Source organism: Sorangium sp. So ce296, assembly GCF_051529605.1.
Lineage (GTDB): Bacteria > Myxococcota_A > Polyangia > Polyangiales > Polyangiaceae > Sorangium > Sorangium cellulosum_D.
In genome coordinates this window covers 4,802,494-4,817,303 of the sequence record NZ_CP150325.1, presented here as the reverse complement: position 1 = coordinate 4,817,303, position 14,810 = coordinate 4,802,494, and the positions used below count along the sequence as shown (strand labels likewise).

Annotated in this window: 10 protein-coding genes; 3 read left to right on the top strand and 7 right to left on the bottom strand. The window is 69.9% G+C overall.

Annotated features, from left to right (window positions below; all coding sequences use genetic code 11):
• Window positions 1-11: 11 nt before the first annotated feature.
• From WME98_RS18155 to WME98_RS18130, 6 genes are all read right to left on the bottom strand, one after another.
• Complete coding sequence (locus WME98_RS18155) at window positions 12-1,388, bottom strand: M14 family zinc carboxypeptidase (RefSeq protein ID WP_437952430.1); 1,377 nt, start codon at window positions 1,386-1,388, stop codon at window positions 12-14.
• Between the two features lie 9 nt (window positions 1,389-1,397).
• Window positions 1,398-2,459, bottom strand: coding sequence for a hypothetical protein (locus WME98_RS18150; protein WP_437952429.1), 1,062 nt, complete (start codon window positions 2,457-2,459; stop codon window positions 1,398-1,400).
• A gap of 6 nt (window positions 2,460-2,465) precedes the next feature.
• Entirely contained in the window at window positions 2,466-3,929 is a 1,464-nt protein-coding gene (locus WME98_RS18145; RefSeq protein WP_437952428.1) for a hypothetical protein, read from the bottom strand.
• Window positions 3,930-3,931: 2 nt separating this feature from the next.
• The gene (locus WME98_RS18140; RefSeq protein WP_437952427.1) at window positions 3,932-5,011 is read right to left on the bottom strand and encodes a hypothetical protein; all 1,080 of its coding nucleotides are present in this window, start codon (window positions 5,009-5,011) and stop codon (window positions 3,932-3,934) included.
• Between the two features lie 41 nt (window positions 5,012-5,052).
• Window positions 5,053-8,598 (bottom strand): beta-propeller fold lactonase family protein, encoded by a 3,546-nt coding sequence (locus WME98_RS18135; protein ID WP_437952426.1) that lies wholly within the window; start codon window positions 8,596-8,598, stop codon window positions 5,053-5,055.
• Between the two features lie 417 nt (window positions 8,599-9,015).
• A complete protein-coding gene (locus WME98_RS18130) occupies window positions 9,016-9,627 on the bottom strand; it encodes a histidine kinase dimerization/phospho-acceptor domain-containing protein (RefSeq protein ID WP_437952425.1) in 612 nt (203 codons plus the stop codon).
• Window positions 9,628-10,134: 507 nt separating this feature from the next.
• Here WME98_RS18130 and WME98_RS18125 point away from each other — a divergent pair.
• Window positions 10,135-11,937 (top strand): glycoside hydrolase family 43 protein, encoded by a 1,803-nt coding sequence (locus WME98_RS18125; RefSeq protein WP_437952424.1) that lies wholly within the window; start codon window positions 10,135-10,137, stop codon window positions 11,935-11,937.
• A gap of 41 nt (window positions 11,938-11,978) precedes the next feature.
• Here the strand turns inward: WME98_RS18125 and WME98_RS18120 are convergent, their stop codons facing one another.
• Entirely contained in the window at window positions 11,979-12,608 is a 630-nt protein-coding gene (locus WME98_RS18120; RefSeq protein WP_437952423.1) for a LysE family translocator, read from the bottom strand.
• A gap of 168 nt (window positions 12,609-12,776) precedes the next feature.
• Between WME98_RS18120 and WME98_RS18115 the strand changes: the two genes are divergently transcribed.
• Window positions 12,777-14,192: a sugar porter family MFS transporter gene (locus WME98_RS18115; RefSeq protein WP_437952422.1), complete on the top strand. Its 1,416-nt coding sequence runs from the start codon at window positions 12,777-12,779 to the stop codon at window positions 14,190-14,192.
• A gap of 102 nt (window positions 14,193-14,294) precedes the next feature.
• Window positions 14,295-14,798: a hypothetical protein gene (locus WME98_RS18110; RefSeq protein ID WP_437952421.1), complete on the top strand. Its 504-nt coding sequence runs from the start codon at window positions 14,295-14,297 to the stop codon at window positions 14,796-14,798.
• The last annotated feature ends 12 nt before the right edge of the window (window positions 14,799-14,810 follow it).

Below are 14,810 nucleotides of genomic sequence, written 5' to 3'. Positions count from 1 at the left end.
CTCGGAGCTTTCTAGAGGGGTAGCTGGTTGCCTCGGCCGAAGACGTCCCAGTCCATGAACTCCTGCTCTGAGGCGGAGTTGATGGAGTGGTACAGGATCCGCCGCGCGGTGGCCTGGGAGGGCTGCCCCGCCGCGGCGATGAGGGCGAGCGCCGCGCGGATGTTCTTCTCGAACACCCCCATGATCTTGTTCTCCGGCAGCTCGAACCCGGCGAGGCCGAGATTCCCCGACGGATCCAGCTCGATGACGAACGCCCGCGCGTTCGCCTGGGTCGCGCAGTGATCGGCGAGCGTGCCAACGGCGTCGTACTTGATCTGGCTGACCGGCGTGCCGAGCCCGTACTGGTACGACCAGGACCACGACAGCGACGTCGCGATGAGGGCCTGGAGGATGAGCCCCAGGCTCTTGTAGCTCGCGTCGACGAAGCCGCGGTCGGATGCCTCCGTGGGATAGAGAATCTGCTGCGCGTAGGAGTGGTAGTCGATCGTCGTATCGACGTTCACTCTCACGTTAGTGCGAATGTGGGCGATGGTCGCCTCGATGTTCCGGGTCTCGAGGGCGGACGCCCGGCTTGGTCCGAAGTAGCTCTCGCTCGTGGGGTCGGTGTTGTTGTCCGGGCGCCCGTTGTAGAAGGTGTTGTACCCGCTGTACGTCGTGGTCGCGTTGCGGTTCAGGTCCACGCCGAAGACCGCCGCCGGCACGATGGTGAAGGGGCTGTTGCGCCCCGGCAGGGGCCGGGCGTAGAGCGGGGTCTCATAACTCACGTTCGCCCCGGTCGCCGCCACGTTCACGAACGGCCGATTCGGAGCCGGCGGCACGCCGCGCTGGAGCGCGGCGAGCCACCCCGCCTGGGTGGTCGGCAGCGTGTCGCGGTTCTTGCGCCAGTAGCGGCTGTTCGCGGCCGTGCTGTACACCGTGTACCAGTTGCCGTTGGGGTTCAGCATCGGCACGAAGTAGAGCCGGCGGTTGTCCACCAGGTTCCGGATCGCGGTCTGGTAGCGGCCGACCGGAGCAGCGGTGTAGTTGACGATGAGGTACTCCGCGATGAGGTAGGCGATGGCCGGGGCGACCCACTCGCGCGCGTGGATCCCCCCGGTGATGATGGCCGCCGGCCTCCCTAACCCACCGCCGAAGGCCAGGACGGTCATGTCCCGGTCCACGCCGACGTCGTCGGGCACGGTCGCGCCGGCTCGGAAGATGTGGATGCCGGGGACGCCCCGGGTGGCCGCGTAGTCCGCGAGCCCCTGGAGATCCTGCTGCATGCTGTAGAACTGCATGTTGTTCCTCGTGACCACCGCCGGCGACAGCGTCCACGGCGCCGCCGAGGCGGGGTAGTCGTACGTGTAGAAGTGGTAATGATCGGAGGCGGTGCGTTGGGGCGGCGGCATCGTTCGTCCTCAGTGGGCGGTGTTTCGGACCAAGGGGGTGAGAGCGTCGGAGGGGCGTTGCGCCGCCTCGAAGTGGGCGCGGAGCCCGGCGGCGTCCTCCGCGCTGGCGCGAACTGCCCAGGTGGCCGCGTGGGCGGTCATCCGGCGCTCCTGGTCCACGACGGCGGACAGCAGCGCCTCCGGCCCGCCGCGCGCGGCCGGCGCGACCGGGAACGCGGCGAGCGCATCGAGGAGCATGGCCGTGTGCTCCCGCAACACCGGAGACATCGCCTCGTGCGCGGCAGGGTGCTCCGAGGCCGCGCGGCGTCCGAGGTTGCGGAGCACGTGACTCTGGTGCAGCAGCGCGCGCCGCGTCTGGGCGGCGAAGGGCTCACCGACCCCTTGGCCCTCCCGCTCGGAGTACTCGAGGCGAGCGGCGAGGTCTCGCTCCAGCGCGGGCTGCCCCGCCGCGGACTGCGTCGCCTCGACGGCGGCGTCGTGGAGCGCGTCGCCATCGAGGTAAAGCACGATGACCGCGGCGCCCAGGGCCTGGAGATCGGCGATCCGGCTGTCGCGCACGGTCGCGACCACGCCGTCTCGAAAGCGGATGAACGGCTCTCGATCGTACATGAGCAGGCGGCGCACCTCGGGGGTGTCCGGCGCGATGTACACGCCGCGATAGGGATCCACGTGCGGGATGCCCCGAGGCACCCGCAGCCGCGGGCCGCGCCGGCAGGCGTCGATCAGCGCGTGGGCGCGCCGCCGGTGCAAGGAGGCCCTGGCGAGGAGCTCCTGCCGCTCCTCCTCGGACGTGACGCGCGGCCGCGAGGCCTCGGCCTCGTGCTCCAGCGCCATCCATGCCTCGTTGTGGACGGCGGACGAGAAGATGGCGCTGGTCACGTTGTTCTCGTACGTGCCAATGCCGTACAGGTCCGCGTGCCGATCGAGGAGGACCTCGAAGTGCGCCTCCAGCGCCGCCTGCTCCGGGGCCCCCGGCAGCGCGCGGATCGCGGCCGCGCACGTGTCGAGGGACGCGTGGAGGAGATCCAGGAGCTGCCGGAAAGCAGCCTTGTGCTCGTCGCGGGTCGACATGATCCCTCAAGGCTCGAGGAGGATGAGGAGCGTCACCGAGATCCCGAAGGACCCCGAGGGCGCGGTCGCGCCTTGCCAGTACGACCACACCACGCTCGTCTGGAAGGACGCGGGGTACTGGACCGGCCACGCGATGAGCGCGCCGGGCGCCGGGATGCTCATGGACGTCGCGACGACCGTGTTCGCGCCGTCGGGACCTGGGATCGACACGGACAGCTCGCCGTCCGTGGGGATGCTCGTGAGCTGCACGCCCACGTAATAGCTGTGCGCCGCGGCCGGCGTGCTGATGGCCGCCACCTCGCTCGCCGTCGGCCGGGCCGGCGACGACGCCGTGGTGGAGAGCCAGCTCATCTGCGGGTGCGTGGCGAGGAGCTGCGTCGCCCCCGCGGGGTCGATGTACCCGAACGGGGAGAAGTCCGGCGGCTGCGGGCTCGCGCTCGCGTCCGCGTACGTGATGAGCACGTACGACTGGCCCGCGGGCGGCGACGGCGGATTCCACACGATGGGCACGGTCGAGACCATCACCTGTCCGCTGGCCGTCGCGGTGAGGTCCACCCAGTTCTGGGGGACGCCCGCCACGGTGAACCCCGCTCCGGAGAAGCCCGTCGGCGAGAGCTGGCCCGTCGTGGCCCAGAACAGGTAGACGCGCGCTGTGCCGGCGCCGCTCGCCGTGTTGAGCGCCCGGAGGTAAAGGAAGTTGGGCTGGCCGATGACGAGGGTCTGCCGGAGCGTGCCGCCGTCATAGTCGCTCTGGCTGGCCAGGGCGGCCACGTCCTGCGCCGCGGCGGCGCCGAAGACGATGATGTCCGGGCTCGTCTGGGCGCCGGTACCCTCCGCGGCGATGGTCTGTCCGGGGAACTGACGGACGAACCCGCCGCGATAGAGCGTGTCGAGCATGACCATGTTGCCGTTCTGCTGGATGTAAGCGCCGAGCGCGTCCATGCTCGCGAAGGGCGTCGTGGGCCAGGTGGGCGGGCTCGGGCTCGCGGAGTTGTCGACCCACGCGATCAGGTAGTACGACGCGCCCGAGGTGCTCGGCGTGGGCGGAGTCCACAGGAAGGGTGTCGTCGTCGCGACGTACTGCCACTGCGACACGGCGCTGACGTCCTGGTAGCTCTGGGCGTTCCCGTTCACGGTGAAGCCCGTGGACTGCCACTTCCACGGATTCAGGATCTCGTCGCTCTGCGCGAAGTAGAGGTAGACGCGCGCCTTCTGGATGCCGGCGGGGTTCTTGTTGATGCCGCGGACGTAGAGGTAGTTCGGCTCGCCGATGACGGGCGCCTGGAAGAAGTACCAGTCGTAGCCCGCGGGGTCGGTGAACACCGTCGTATCGAACGCGTCCGCCGCGCCGATGAGCAGCAGATCCGGAGATGCGCTGTACTGAGCCGGGCCCGCGGGGGCCTGGCCGAGCTTCTGGCGGAGGACGATGCCGGTGACGGCGGCCTGTCTCTTCGCGGTGGTGGTGATCATGATCAGGCTGCCTTCTTGCCGGGCGCGCCGGCGCCGCCGAACTTGAGGTTGTACGATTGCGATCCTACCGGCATCACGGTCACCTGCACGGGGTTGAGGTCGTCGTCCCTCGCGCTGGTCGTGAAGAAGGGGCTCGGGATGCCGTTCGGCGCGTTCACCGTCCGGTGGAATGCCATCAGCGAGGGTCCCACTTGCAGGAGCGGGGCCACCGTGATCTTGGCGTTCGCCGGGAGCGGGGTCCCGCCCGGTATGTGCGTGACGAGGACAGAGGTCTGGAAATCGGGCGGGTAGGAGAGCGCGCTGCGCGGCATGTACCCACCCCGGTAGTCCGAGACGCTCGCGCCCTGCAGCGACACGGTGTTGGACGAGTCCGTGCCTTGCAAGTTGACCGAGAAGATCCCGTCGCCGGGGACGTTGAAGAACGACACCGAGAGGTAGATCGTGCCGCCGCTCGAGGGCATGGTCAGGTTGGTGCCGTACACGAAGTCGGGAGGCGGCGAGGAGTAGTCGGTGGTGTTGCGCCAGGCCATGTTCGGGTGGGCCATGATGAACTGCCCGAGGTCGTCGACGCTGCTGAAGCTCGGGAGGACGGGCGGCTGCGGGCTCATGCTGTTGTCGGCCCATCCCACGATGCAGTAGTGATCCCACTGGCTGCCCGTCAGCGTCGGCGGAACCCACACGAGCGGGAGCTGCCCGACCACGAGCTGGTTGGCGTTCGTCGCGACGATGTCGATCCAGTTCTGGGCGACGTTCGCCACGCTGATGTTGTCGCTCCGCCAGTTCGCCGGCCAGCTCATCAGGTCGCTCTCGGTGTAGTAGAAGTACACGCGCGACTGCTGCGCTCCGTTCGCTGTGTTGAGGCCGCGGATGTAGATGTAATTGGGGTTGTTCTCGATGACGTTGGCGCTGAACGGGTTATCGTACCCCCCGGGGGACGTGAACTGGGTGAGGTCCGGCTGGATCGCCGGCTCCCCGTCGACCTGGTAGGCGATCAGATCCGGAGATTCGGACCACCCGGAGGATGCCTGTCCCGGCGTCTGCCCGAGATCGTGCCGCAAAAAAAGGCCGGAATAGCTTCCCATGGAGATCGTTTCCTCCCTTATGCCGCCGCCCCGAGGCCGCTCTACATCCCCATCTGCACGGCGTCGATCACGGCGAGGCTGCCCTGCGCGCCCGCCCCGCCGCTCCCCTGCCCGCGCGTGTTCGCCGTGAAGATGCGCGACGCGTCCGGCAGGATCGCGAGGCCGTCCGCCCCCGCCGCCGCGGACGGCTCGGTGTTGAGGGGCAGCGTCTGCAGGATCCGGAGCGAGGCGGGGTCCAGGATGCGGAGCGCGGCCGCGTTCGCGTCCGTGGCGTAGAGGCGCCTGCCGTCCGGCGACGCGATGAGGCCGCGCAGGTTCACGAACGCCTGCGGGATGGCCCCCGTGCGCACGGCGAGCGTCGCCACGTCGACCACCGTGACGGTGTTGTACTGGGCGCCGGCGTTGAGCACGTACGCGGTCGATCCGTCGGGCAGGATCGTGGCGTCGAGGGCGCTCGCGTCCGCGGGCACCACGGTGGGATCGAGGCTGTACGTGCCGTCCGAGGCCCTCCGCACGACGCGTACCGCGGGCGCGGCCGGATCCACGACGAACACCGCCGAGCCATCCGGCGTGGACCGGAGCATCACGACGCCCGCGCCGCTGCCCTGGTAGAGCGATACCGTCTGGCCCGGCGTCCACGCGCCGCTGCTCTTGGTGAGCACGAGCAGGCCGTAGCGCCTCGACGAGGTGCCGAGCAGGACGAACAGCGTCTGTCCGTCGCCGGAGATCGCGATCGACAGGGGCAAAGCGCCTTTCATCGCGGAGGAGAGATCGACGCTCGTGACCGTGAGGTCGGTCGTGCGGATCAACGAGAGGGCCGCCGCGCCCTGCGTGATCGCGATCGCTTGCTGGTCCGAGGCGACGGGCGAGAACACGCACCCGAGGATCGGCTGGCTCGCGAGGACGGCGGAGATCTGCCCGTGCGTGAGGTTGTAGACCAGGATCCCGGGCGGAAGGTGACCGGCCGCAGGCACCGCCGCGTCGTGCCATGCGAAGACGACGGACCCATCGGGCGCGGCTGCCACGTCGGTGGGCTGATTGGGAATCGAGAGGGTCTCCGGCGCCGCGACGTACGTACCGAGCGTGATGAGGCCGAAGCCGGTCGCGTACTCGGTCGCGACGGCCACCATCAGGCCGTCCTGGGAAGCGGCGATGCCGTAGGCGAAGCCGTACGGGCTCTGTCCGACCGGGATGGGGTCCCCCGCGGCCGCGGCGGACGCCGGCGGGCCCCACGTGCTCAGGAGCGACACCGTGGAGTCGAACTGGTTGGCCACGAACGCGTATCCGCCGCCCGGAGTGAGGGCGATGGCCCGCGGTCCATTGCCCACGGTCACGGTGTTGCGAGGCGCGGTGCCCGGGTAGTTCGGGTCGACCACGACGATGGCGTTCTGCTGCGGACAGGCGATGAGGAGCTGCTTGCCGCTGGACGTCGCGGCCACGTCGACGGGCGAGCCGGGCAGCCCCCCGATGACCTCCACCACGAAGCCGAGCGCCCCGCGCGGATCGAGGGCGATGACCGACACGGTTCCGTCGGACGAGTTCGCCACGAAGAGCCGGTTCCCGGAGGCGTCGAAGCTGATCCCGGCGGGCGCCGCGCCGACGTCCACCGTCCCTTCGATCACGTACGCCTCGCCGGACCGGACGAGCGACACCACCTGTCCGGAGGCGCCGGCCTGCGTACCCACGGTCACGAAGATGCGCTGGCGATCCGGCGTGATGACCGCGCGGCTCGGCGTGGCGGGCAGCTTGACCGAGGTCGCGGCCGAGAAGGCCGGCAGCCCCGTCCCCTGAGCGGTCACCGCGATGAGCGAGACATCGTTGCTGTCGCTGTTGGTGGTCACGAGGAGCGCCCCGTCCCGCGAGATGGCGAGCGACGTCGGTCGGGTGCCGACCTGCAGCGTCCGCTGGATCTCGTAGCTCACCGTATCCATGACGAGGATGCTGTTCTGGCTCTGGGACAGGAACGCCACGAAAGGCGCGGTGGGCGAGAACACCACGTCGGTCGTCGCGTCCGGCAGCGGCTGGGTGGACACCTGGGGTTTGAACGCGGACACGACGAGCTTCCGCGTGAGCGCCGGGTTCGGGGTGGCGAGGTTCGGCGCGAGCGTGATGACCTGCGGCCCCGTGAGCGTCGCGTTCGTCGTGCCGGTGGCCTTGAACGTCTGTCCGCCGAACGCGTCGCCGGTGCTCGTGAGCGACACGAGGACGCCGTCCGGAATGTCGACGGCCCACGCGAAGGTCGCGTCGTGGGAGGCCGACCCGCAGTAGATATCGAGGGGCGCTCCCGTGAACGAGTTGATGACCGGGAGCGCCGTGGCCGTCTGAGGCGCAGAGTCTCTGTTGACCGCGCCCCCGCCCCGGCCGGTGGCGGTGAGGTTGAAGACGGTGGACTCCGCGGTGAGGTTGACCTGCGTGTGCGTCTCTCCGGTCACCTCGAGCTGCTTGCCGTTATAGGCCAACGTGAGGCTCGTCGCGTACCGCGCTCTCCACGACACCGTCACCGTGGCCTTGCCGTTCCGGAAGTACGTGGGGTTCGGCGTCACCTCCAGCGAGTCGATGGCCACGTGGGGGACCTTGTTGAGCACGAGCGTGTAGACGCCGTCGGCATAACCGGGCACGTTCGCGAACGCGATCACCATCGCCGTTGGCCCCGGCTGGTACGTCGTCACGATGTTGGTGAAGTCGAAGGCCACGATCGCCAGCACGCCGCTGCCGACGATGGGCGCGCCCTCGGGCGGCTGGAGCGTCCAGGATGGGGCCTGTTCATTCCGGTGCGCGGTGATGCACCAGCCGTCCGCGTTCAGGCCGGCCTTCGCCTCGATCCTGCAGGCGTTCGTGACGTCGGTGAGGGCGCCGAACCCGAAGCTGTCCCCGGTCGCGCCGTACACGAAGCTCACCGAGAAGACGGTGCTCGGCCCCGCGTTGACGACCGTGCCCGTCGCGCCCGGCGAGAGCTGGAGGGAGATCGCGTTTTCGGCGCGGCGGAGCGGGAGATCGCTGCTCACGATCGTGCTCTGATCGAGGCCCACGGCCAGGACGTCGGGCAGGAAGCCGGAAGGCTCGTCCGGGCGGGCCACGAGCGCGACCTGGAAGCTCGAGAACATGCCCTGGACGGCGGGCACGCCGTAGTACGTCACGTAGAGCTGCACCGTGGGAGTGCCGAGCGCCTTGGGCACCTCCATGCCGCTGATCGTGATGGAGAGGCCGCCCGAGGTGCCGGCAGACAACCTCTTCGCGACGGTGGGCGTCATGCCGACGACGCTGGAGGCCGGGAAGGTCTTGAAGGTGAAGCCGTCCGCCGAGAGCTTCAATCCGGCGAGCACCTGGGCGGAGAGCTGGAGCTGGGAGAGATCCAGGTAGAAGACGGTCCCGGACATGGGCGGTGTGGACGGGTCGGTGATCGCCCCCGGCGTCAACGTGACCGAGCCCGACGTCAGGCCAACCTGCAAGGTGAGCTGGTTGTACGTCGCGTCGGTCGTGATGTAGATGACGTTGGCGGTCAGCCCCGGGCCCGCGGCATTGACGAGCTGGAAGACGATCTGTGGGCTCACGTCGACGCTCGTGGCTTCCTCGTTCTCGGCGTGCATGTGCACAGTACCTTTCGCGCCTGTGGGTTCCAGAAACTCTGCCCGTCCCGATCCGGAAGCGTTGACCGCCGAGGGGAGCTCCTCGGCCCCCTCCAGGCCAGCCGGGTTGGTGCGCTGTCACCGTTCACGATCCGGATCGCATGCAAACACTCCATGAAGCGAGCTCCCCGATGGCCGTCTCGACATCCGGCGAGCGTTGCAACGGCTGCGCCAGCGCTCGGCAAGCGCGTGAATCCATACAATCCCGCTCGGCGGGCGGTTGCGACGGGCAACCCCCGTGGCCAGGAGCAGGCAGCGAGGGCGCGTCTCCGCGGGCAATCTCTCCCCGGGTCAGCCCGCGTCGACGAGATGTTGCAGGCGGTGACGCCGCGCCGGAGGCAAATCCCGCCGCGCCGTCTTGTCCGCGGCGCTGAGATGTCACCAGCGCGCCCGGTCGGAAGGCCGGCGCGCTACGGCAGCGGCAGCGCGAGCCGGAACGTCGTCCTCCCGTGCGCGCTCTCGGTCCAGACCCGCCCGCCATGGGCCTCGACAGATCCCTCGCACGATGTAGAGCCCGAGGCCCAGCCCGGCGGCGCCTCCTGTCTTCGCCTCTCGGGTCCGGTAGTAGCGGGAGAAGAGCCTAGGCAGCTCCTCCTCCGCGCGGCTGAGCTCCAGCCGGCGCGACTCGAGGCGGGAGACGTCGAGCAGATCGCTGATCATCCGGCTCAGCTGCATCGCGCTCGCCAGGATGTGCCGCGCGCTGTCGCTGCACTGCGCCTGCTTCGCGAGCATGGAGGCCTTGAAGACGATCGCGCTGATCGGCTGGCGCAGCTCATGGGCGATGACGCTGGTCCACTCCTCGCGCATCCGCTCCAGCTCCTTCAAAGGGCTGATGTCCTCGCCGGCGACTACGGCGCCGGTGATCGTCCCCTCGCCGTCGCGGAGCGGCGCGGCGGCGATGAGGAAGGTCCGGCACGCGCCGCCGTCCCGGTGGATGACGATCTCCTCACCGGGGATCGTCTCGCCCCGCATCGCCCGGCTCGAAGGCATCTCGTCGAGCCTGACGGGGGTGCCGTCCGGGCGGCGCAGGCGGCCCACGCTCTATGTCACCGGCGGCTGGAAGATCGATGGCGGCGCGGCGACCGAGACCCATCACGAGACGTTCCTCAGCATCGATCTCGCGGCGGACGAGCTCGCGTGGGAGGAGCACCCGCAGCCGTCCAGGGTGCACGACCACTGCGGCGGCGTGGTCGACGACCGTTCCGCCTACACTTCGCAAATTCATCCTTGTGAGACGCGGTCTCGTGTGAGCGTTAACAGTTCGGCTCGGCCGCGGGCGAATTCTTGTTGACATCACCGTGTTAACGTTAACAATAGACGCCGGAACCCTGGATCTCGACGAAGCCGGGCGACGGAGGAGGAGGTGGAGCAGGCACCTCGGGCCCTTCCACCGAATGACCTACGGCGACCACGCGACCAGGCCGTACCGCTTGGCGTCATGGCGATCGCCGTCGCCATGCATGCGTGTCGAATCAACTTATGAAGTAGGTGCTCAACATGGATCACGCTCGTTCGAGCCTGGTGACTGGTCTTGTGGTTTCGGCATTGCTCGGGGCTTGCGGCGGTGAGGACAACCCGGAGCCGCAGGCGGCGGCCTCCTCTGGTACGGGCGTTTCGTCGTCGACCTCCAGCAGCAGCAGCTCGGCCAGCACCGGCGCCCCGGCGGGCAGCGGTGGTGAGGGCGCCGGCGCCGGCGCCAGCAGCGGCGGCGACGGCGGCAGCGGCGGTGAGGGCGCCGGCGGCGACGGCGGCAGCGGCGGCAGCGGCGGCGGCGTCGCCCCTGCCGTCTGCCCTGACACCTACTCCAATCCTGTCATCTGGGAAGACCTCCCCGACGTGGAGGTCATCCGCGTCGACGACACCTACTACTACACGGCGTCCACGTTCCACTATTCGCCTGGGGCGCCCCTGCTCCGCTCCTACGACCTGGTCCACTGGGAATACGTCTCACACTCCGTTCCCGTGCTCGACTTCGACGCGTCGTACGACCTGACCAGGGGTCGATCCTATGTGAACGGCATCTGGGCGTCCACGCTCCAGTATCGGAAGAGCAACGAGACCTTCTACTGGATGGGCTGCATGCACAACGCGGGCGGCGGTTGGGTCTTCACCGCCAAGTCCCCCGAGGGCCCGTGGGAGAAGCACAAAGGTGGTTGTTACTACGACATGGGGCTGTTGATCGACGACGACGACACCATGTACGTGGCGTACGGCAACAACACGATCAGCGTGGCCCAGCTGAGCGCGGACGGCTTCAGCCAGGTCAAGAGCCAGAACGTGTTCCAGACGCCGGGGAACATCTCGGGGCCGCTGGAGGGATCCCGCTTCATCAAGAAGGATGGAGTCTACTACATTTTCGTCACGCAGTATGCGAATGGCGAGTATGTGCTGCGCTCGAAGAACGGGCCGTTCGGTCCCTACGAGCTGCGGCCCTTCGCGGTGAAGCTGCCCTACGCTGGCGCTCCGGGCTCCGGCGGATCCCCGCATCAAGGCGGCGTCGTCGAGACGCAAAACGGGGATTGGTACTACATGGGATTCAACGACTCGTACCCCGCTGGCCGCATCCCGGTCATGGCCCCGATGACCTGGACCGACGGCTGGCCCTCGGTCACCCTGGTGGACGGCAAATGGGGCGGTACGTACCCCTTCCCGGACCTGCCTTGCGGATCGAATCGCGTGAAGCCGCCGCCGAGCAAGGACACCTTCGCGAAAGAGACCCTGAGGCCCGAGTGGGAGTGGAACCACAACCCCGACAACAGCAAGTGGTCCTCCGGGGCTGGGCTGACCCTGCAAACGGCGACGGTGACCGACGACCTCTATGCCGCTCGAAACACGCTGACCCGCCGCGTCGAAGGGCCGGTCTCGATCGCGACGATCGAGCTCGACTACACCAAGATGCAGAACGGCGACGTCGCCGGCCTCGCCGCCCTGCGCGACGTGTCGGCGTGGATCGGGGTCAAGAAGGCAAACGGGGCGACGCGCGTCGTGATGACCAGCGGGGTCAACATGAACACCTCCTGGACCACGACGGGCAAGGGGAACGAGGTGGCCGGCGCCGACGTGTCCGGCGGCAAGATCTGGCTGCGCGTGGAGGCCAACGTCCGCTCGGATGGCGGGGGCGGGCAAGCGCGCTTCTCCTACAGCACGGACGGCGCCCGGTTCACCAGCCTGGGCAACACGCTCAACATGAACAAGAACTGGCAGTTCTTCCTCGGTTATCGCTTCGGCATCTTCAACTACGCCACGCAGTCGCTCGGCGGCTCGGTGAACGTCGCTTCCTTCGAGGTGACCAAGCCGTAAGGGCCGCTCGTCGCGCGGTGAGCGGAGCGGCCGCGCTCCGCTCAGGGGCGCTCCAGGACCATCCGCACGCCGAGCGCCACGAGGACCACGCCGGAGACCGCCTCGAGCGTCCGGCGCACGCGGCCGCCGGACATGGCCGCCTGGAGCCGGCCGAGGAGCAGGACGAGCGCCAGGTACCAGGCCGTGTCCACGGCGACCCACACCAGCGAGAGGACGAGCAGCGCTGGCAGCGTCGGCGCGCCGGCCGGCACGAACTGCGGCAGGAAGGAGGCGGCGAACACGGCCGCCTTGGGGTTCGCCAGGATGGTGAGGAGGCCGATGCGGAAGGCGCTCCACCCGCCGGCAGCGGGCTCGCGGGCGCCCGATCCCGCATCGCCGTCGCCGGCCCGGCGCCGACCCAGGATGGACTGAGCGCCGAGCGCGATGAGGACGACCGCGCCGGCGATGCGGAGCACGTCGTAGGCGACCGCGGAGGCCTCGACGAGCGCGGAGGCCCCGAGCGCCGCGACGAGCGCCCAGAAGAGGAGGCCTAGCTCGTTCGCGGCGATGGCGGCGAGGGCGGCGCGGCGCCCGCCGCGCAGGGCCTGCCGCACGATGACGGCGGTGCTCGGCCCCGGGATCACGGCCAGCACCAGCGCGGCGCCGCAGAAGGCAAGGAGCGTCGAGGTCATGAAGAGCCTGTGTACCCGCGGAACGCTCCGCCGGCCAGGCGCCCGCGCGCGGAGGCCCGTGTCCAGCGCCCGTCCAGCGCGCCGGGCGCGCGGGCGGCGCCCGTCCGTCGCTGCGGCGCCTCAGGACGGTCGAGGCGCCGGCGGCACGCTTCGTGGTTCACCGCGAGCATGGGCGTGCCCGCAGCGCAGCAGGGGGACGGACGCGGTGAGAAGCCGCCGTCCACGGTACGGGTCGTCCTTATCGCGTCCGTCGCGGCGCTGGGCGGCTTCCTCTTCGGGTTCGACACCGCCGTGATCAACGGCGCCGTCGGCGCGCTGGAGAAGGTGTTCACGGCGCACACGGTCGCGGTCGGCCTGTCCGTGTCCTCGGCGCTGCTCGGCGCGGCCGCCGGCGCGGTGCTCGCGGGCAGGCTGGCCGACCGCCACGGCCGCACGCGGACCATGCTGGTCACGTCCCTGGCCTTCGTCGTGAGCGCGGCGGGCTCGGGGGCGGCGGTCTCGCCCTGGGACTTCAGCGCGTGGCGGGTGCTCGGCGGCGCAGCCATCGGCGCGGCCAGCGTCGTCGCCCCGGCGTACATCGCCGAGGTCGCGCCGGCGCACCTGCGCGGCCGCCTCGGATCGCTCCAGCAGCTCGCGATCGTGCTCGGCATCTTCGTCGCCCTGCTCGGCGATTACGCCATCGCGTCGTCCGCCGGCTCGGCGTCGAGCCCGTTCTGGCTCGGCGCCAGCGCCTGGCGATGGATGTTCTGGAGCGCCATCCCGCCGGCGCTCCTCTATGGGCTCGGCGCGCTGCTGATCCCCGAGTCCCCGCGCTACCTCGCGGCGAGGGGGCGCGCGACCGAGGCGCTCGCCGTGCTTCGCGGCCTCCTCGGCCGAGCCGCCGGCGAGAAGCTCCTCGACATCCAGAGGACGCTCTCGTCCGAGCGCCGGCCGAGGCTCGCGGACCTCCGGGGGCGCCCCGGGCCGCTCCGCATCGTCTGGATCGGCGTCGGTCTATCGGCGTTTCAGCAGCTCGTGGGGATCAACGTCATCTTTTATTACTCGAGCGTCCTCTGGCAGGCGGTCGGGTTCTCCGAGCGGAGCTCCCTCGCCATCACGGTCATCACCGGCGTCACCAACATCGCGACGACCCTCGTCGCCATCGCGACGGTCGACCGCGTCGGGCGCAGGCCGCTGCTCATCGCGGGCTCCATCGGCATGGCGCTGACGCTCGGCGCGATGGCGGCCGTGTTCGGCGCCGCGGGCGAGGACGCCGCGGGCAACCCGGTGCTGACGGGCGCCGCCGGCCCCGTCGCGCTGCTCTCGGCCAATCTCTATGTCTTCTGCTTCGGGGCGTCCTGGGGTCCGGTGACGTGGGTGCTGCTCGGGGAGATGTTCGAGAACCGCATTCGCGCCCTCGCCCTCTCGATCGCGGCGGCCGCGCAATGGCTGGCGAACTTCCTCGTGACCGCCACGTTCCCGGCGCTCAAGGTGGCCGGGCTGGGCATCGCCTACGGGCTCTACACCGCCGCGGCGGCGGCCTCTCTGGTGTTCGTCGTCGCGTTCATCCCCGAGACGAAGGGCAAGGAGCTCGAGGAGATGTGATGTGCGCCGGCCGGCGGGCCGAAGGAGCGGCGCGGCGCCGCGGCAGCGCCGCTGCCCCCAGGGGCTTGCCGCGGCCGGCCATCGCGGGGACGCTGCCGCGCCATGGAGATCCCGTCGACGCCTTACGTCGCTGTTTATGGGAGCAACTCGGGCGACTGGCGCGACGGCATCATCGCGGCGCTGGCCGCGGCGGGCCTCTCCTGGTTCGCGCCGAGCGACGACGGCTGGGCGACCATCGACGCGTCGAACGGCGACGCGCGGCAGGCGGAGATCGACGCGCTGGTCGCGCGCGAGCACCGCGGGATGCTCGGCGCGTCCTGCGTGATCTTCCACCTCGCCCGCCGGAAGGTCATCGGCGGCGTCCCGACCGGAGAGACCACCCTGGCGCTGGCCTCGCGCTGCGAGCTGGGCTTCCTCGCCGGCCGCGGCATTCGCACCTTCGCGCACGTGGCGCCGGACGTCGAAGGACGAAATTACCTGTGGGCGCAGATGGCGCTCTATCCGGGCTGGATGACCCGCTGCGCCTCGCTCGACGACGCGACCGCGCGAGCGATCGCGTTCATGCGATCGCTCGCCCTGAAGTCGGGCGGCGCGGGCGCCGCGTGACCGTGCTTGCGA

Coding starts and splice junctions, on each gene's coding strand:
- WME98_RS18135 (WP_437952426.1), bottom strand. CDS start 8,598: ATGCACGCCGAGAACGAGGAAGCCACGAGCGTCGACGTGAGCCCACAG.
- WME98_RS18145 (WP_437952428.1), bottom strand. CDS start 3,929: ATGATCACCACCACCGCGAAGAGACAGGCCGCCGTCACCGGCATCGTC.
- WME98_RS18155 (WP_437952430.1), bottom strand. CDS start 1,388: ATGCCGCCGCCCCAACGCACCGCCTCCGATCATTACCACTTCTACACG.
- WME98_RS18150 (WP_437952429.1), bottom strand. CDS start 2,459: ATGTCGACCCGCGACGAGCACAAGGCTGCTTTCCGGCAGCTCCTGGAT.
- WME98_RS18120 (WP_437952423.1), bottom strand. CDS start 12,608: ATGACCTCGACGCTCCTTGCCTTCTGCGGCGCCGCGCTGGTGCTGGCC.
- WME98_RS18115 (WP_437952422.1), top strand. CDS start 12,777: ATGGGCGTGCCCGCAGCGCAGCAGGGGGACGGACGCGGTGAGAAGCCG.
- WME98_RS18140 (WP_437952427.1), bottom strand. CDS start 5,011: ATGGGAAGCTATTCCGGCCTTTTTTTGCGGCACGATCTCGGGCAGACG.
- WME98_RS18130 (WP_437952425.1), bottom strand. CDS start 9,627: ATGCCTTCGAGCCGGGCGATGCGGGGCGAGACGATCCCCGGTGAGGAG.
- WME98_RS18125 (WP_437952424.1), top strand. CDS start 10,135: ATGGATCACGCTCGTTCGAGCCTGGTGACTGGTCTTGTGGTTTCGGCA.
- WME98_RS18110 (WP_437952421.1), top strand. CDS start 14,295: ATGGAGATCCCGTCGACGCCTTACGTCGCTGTTTATGGGAGCAACTCG.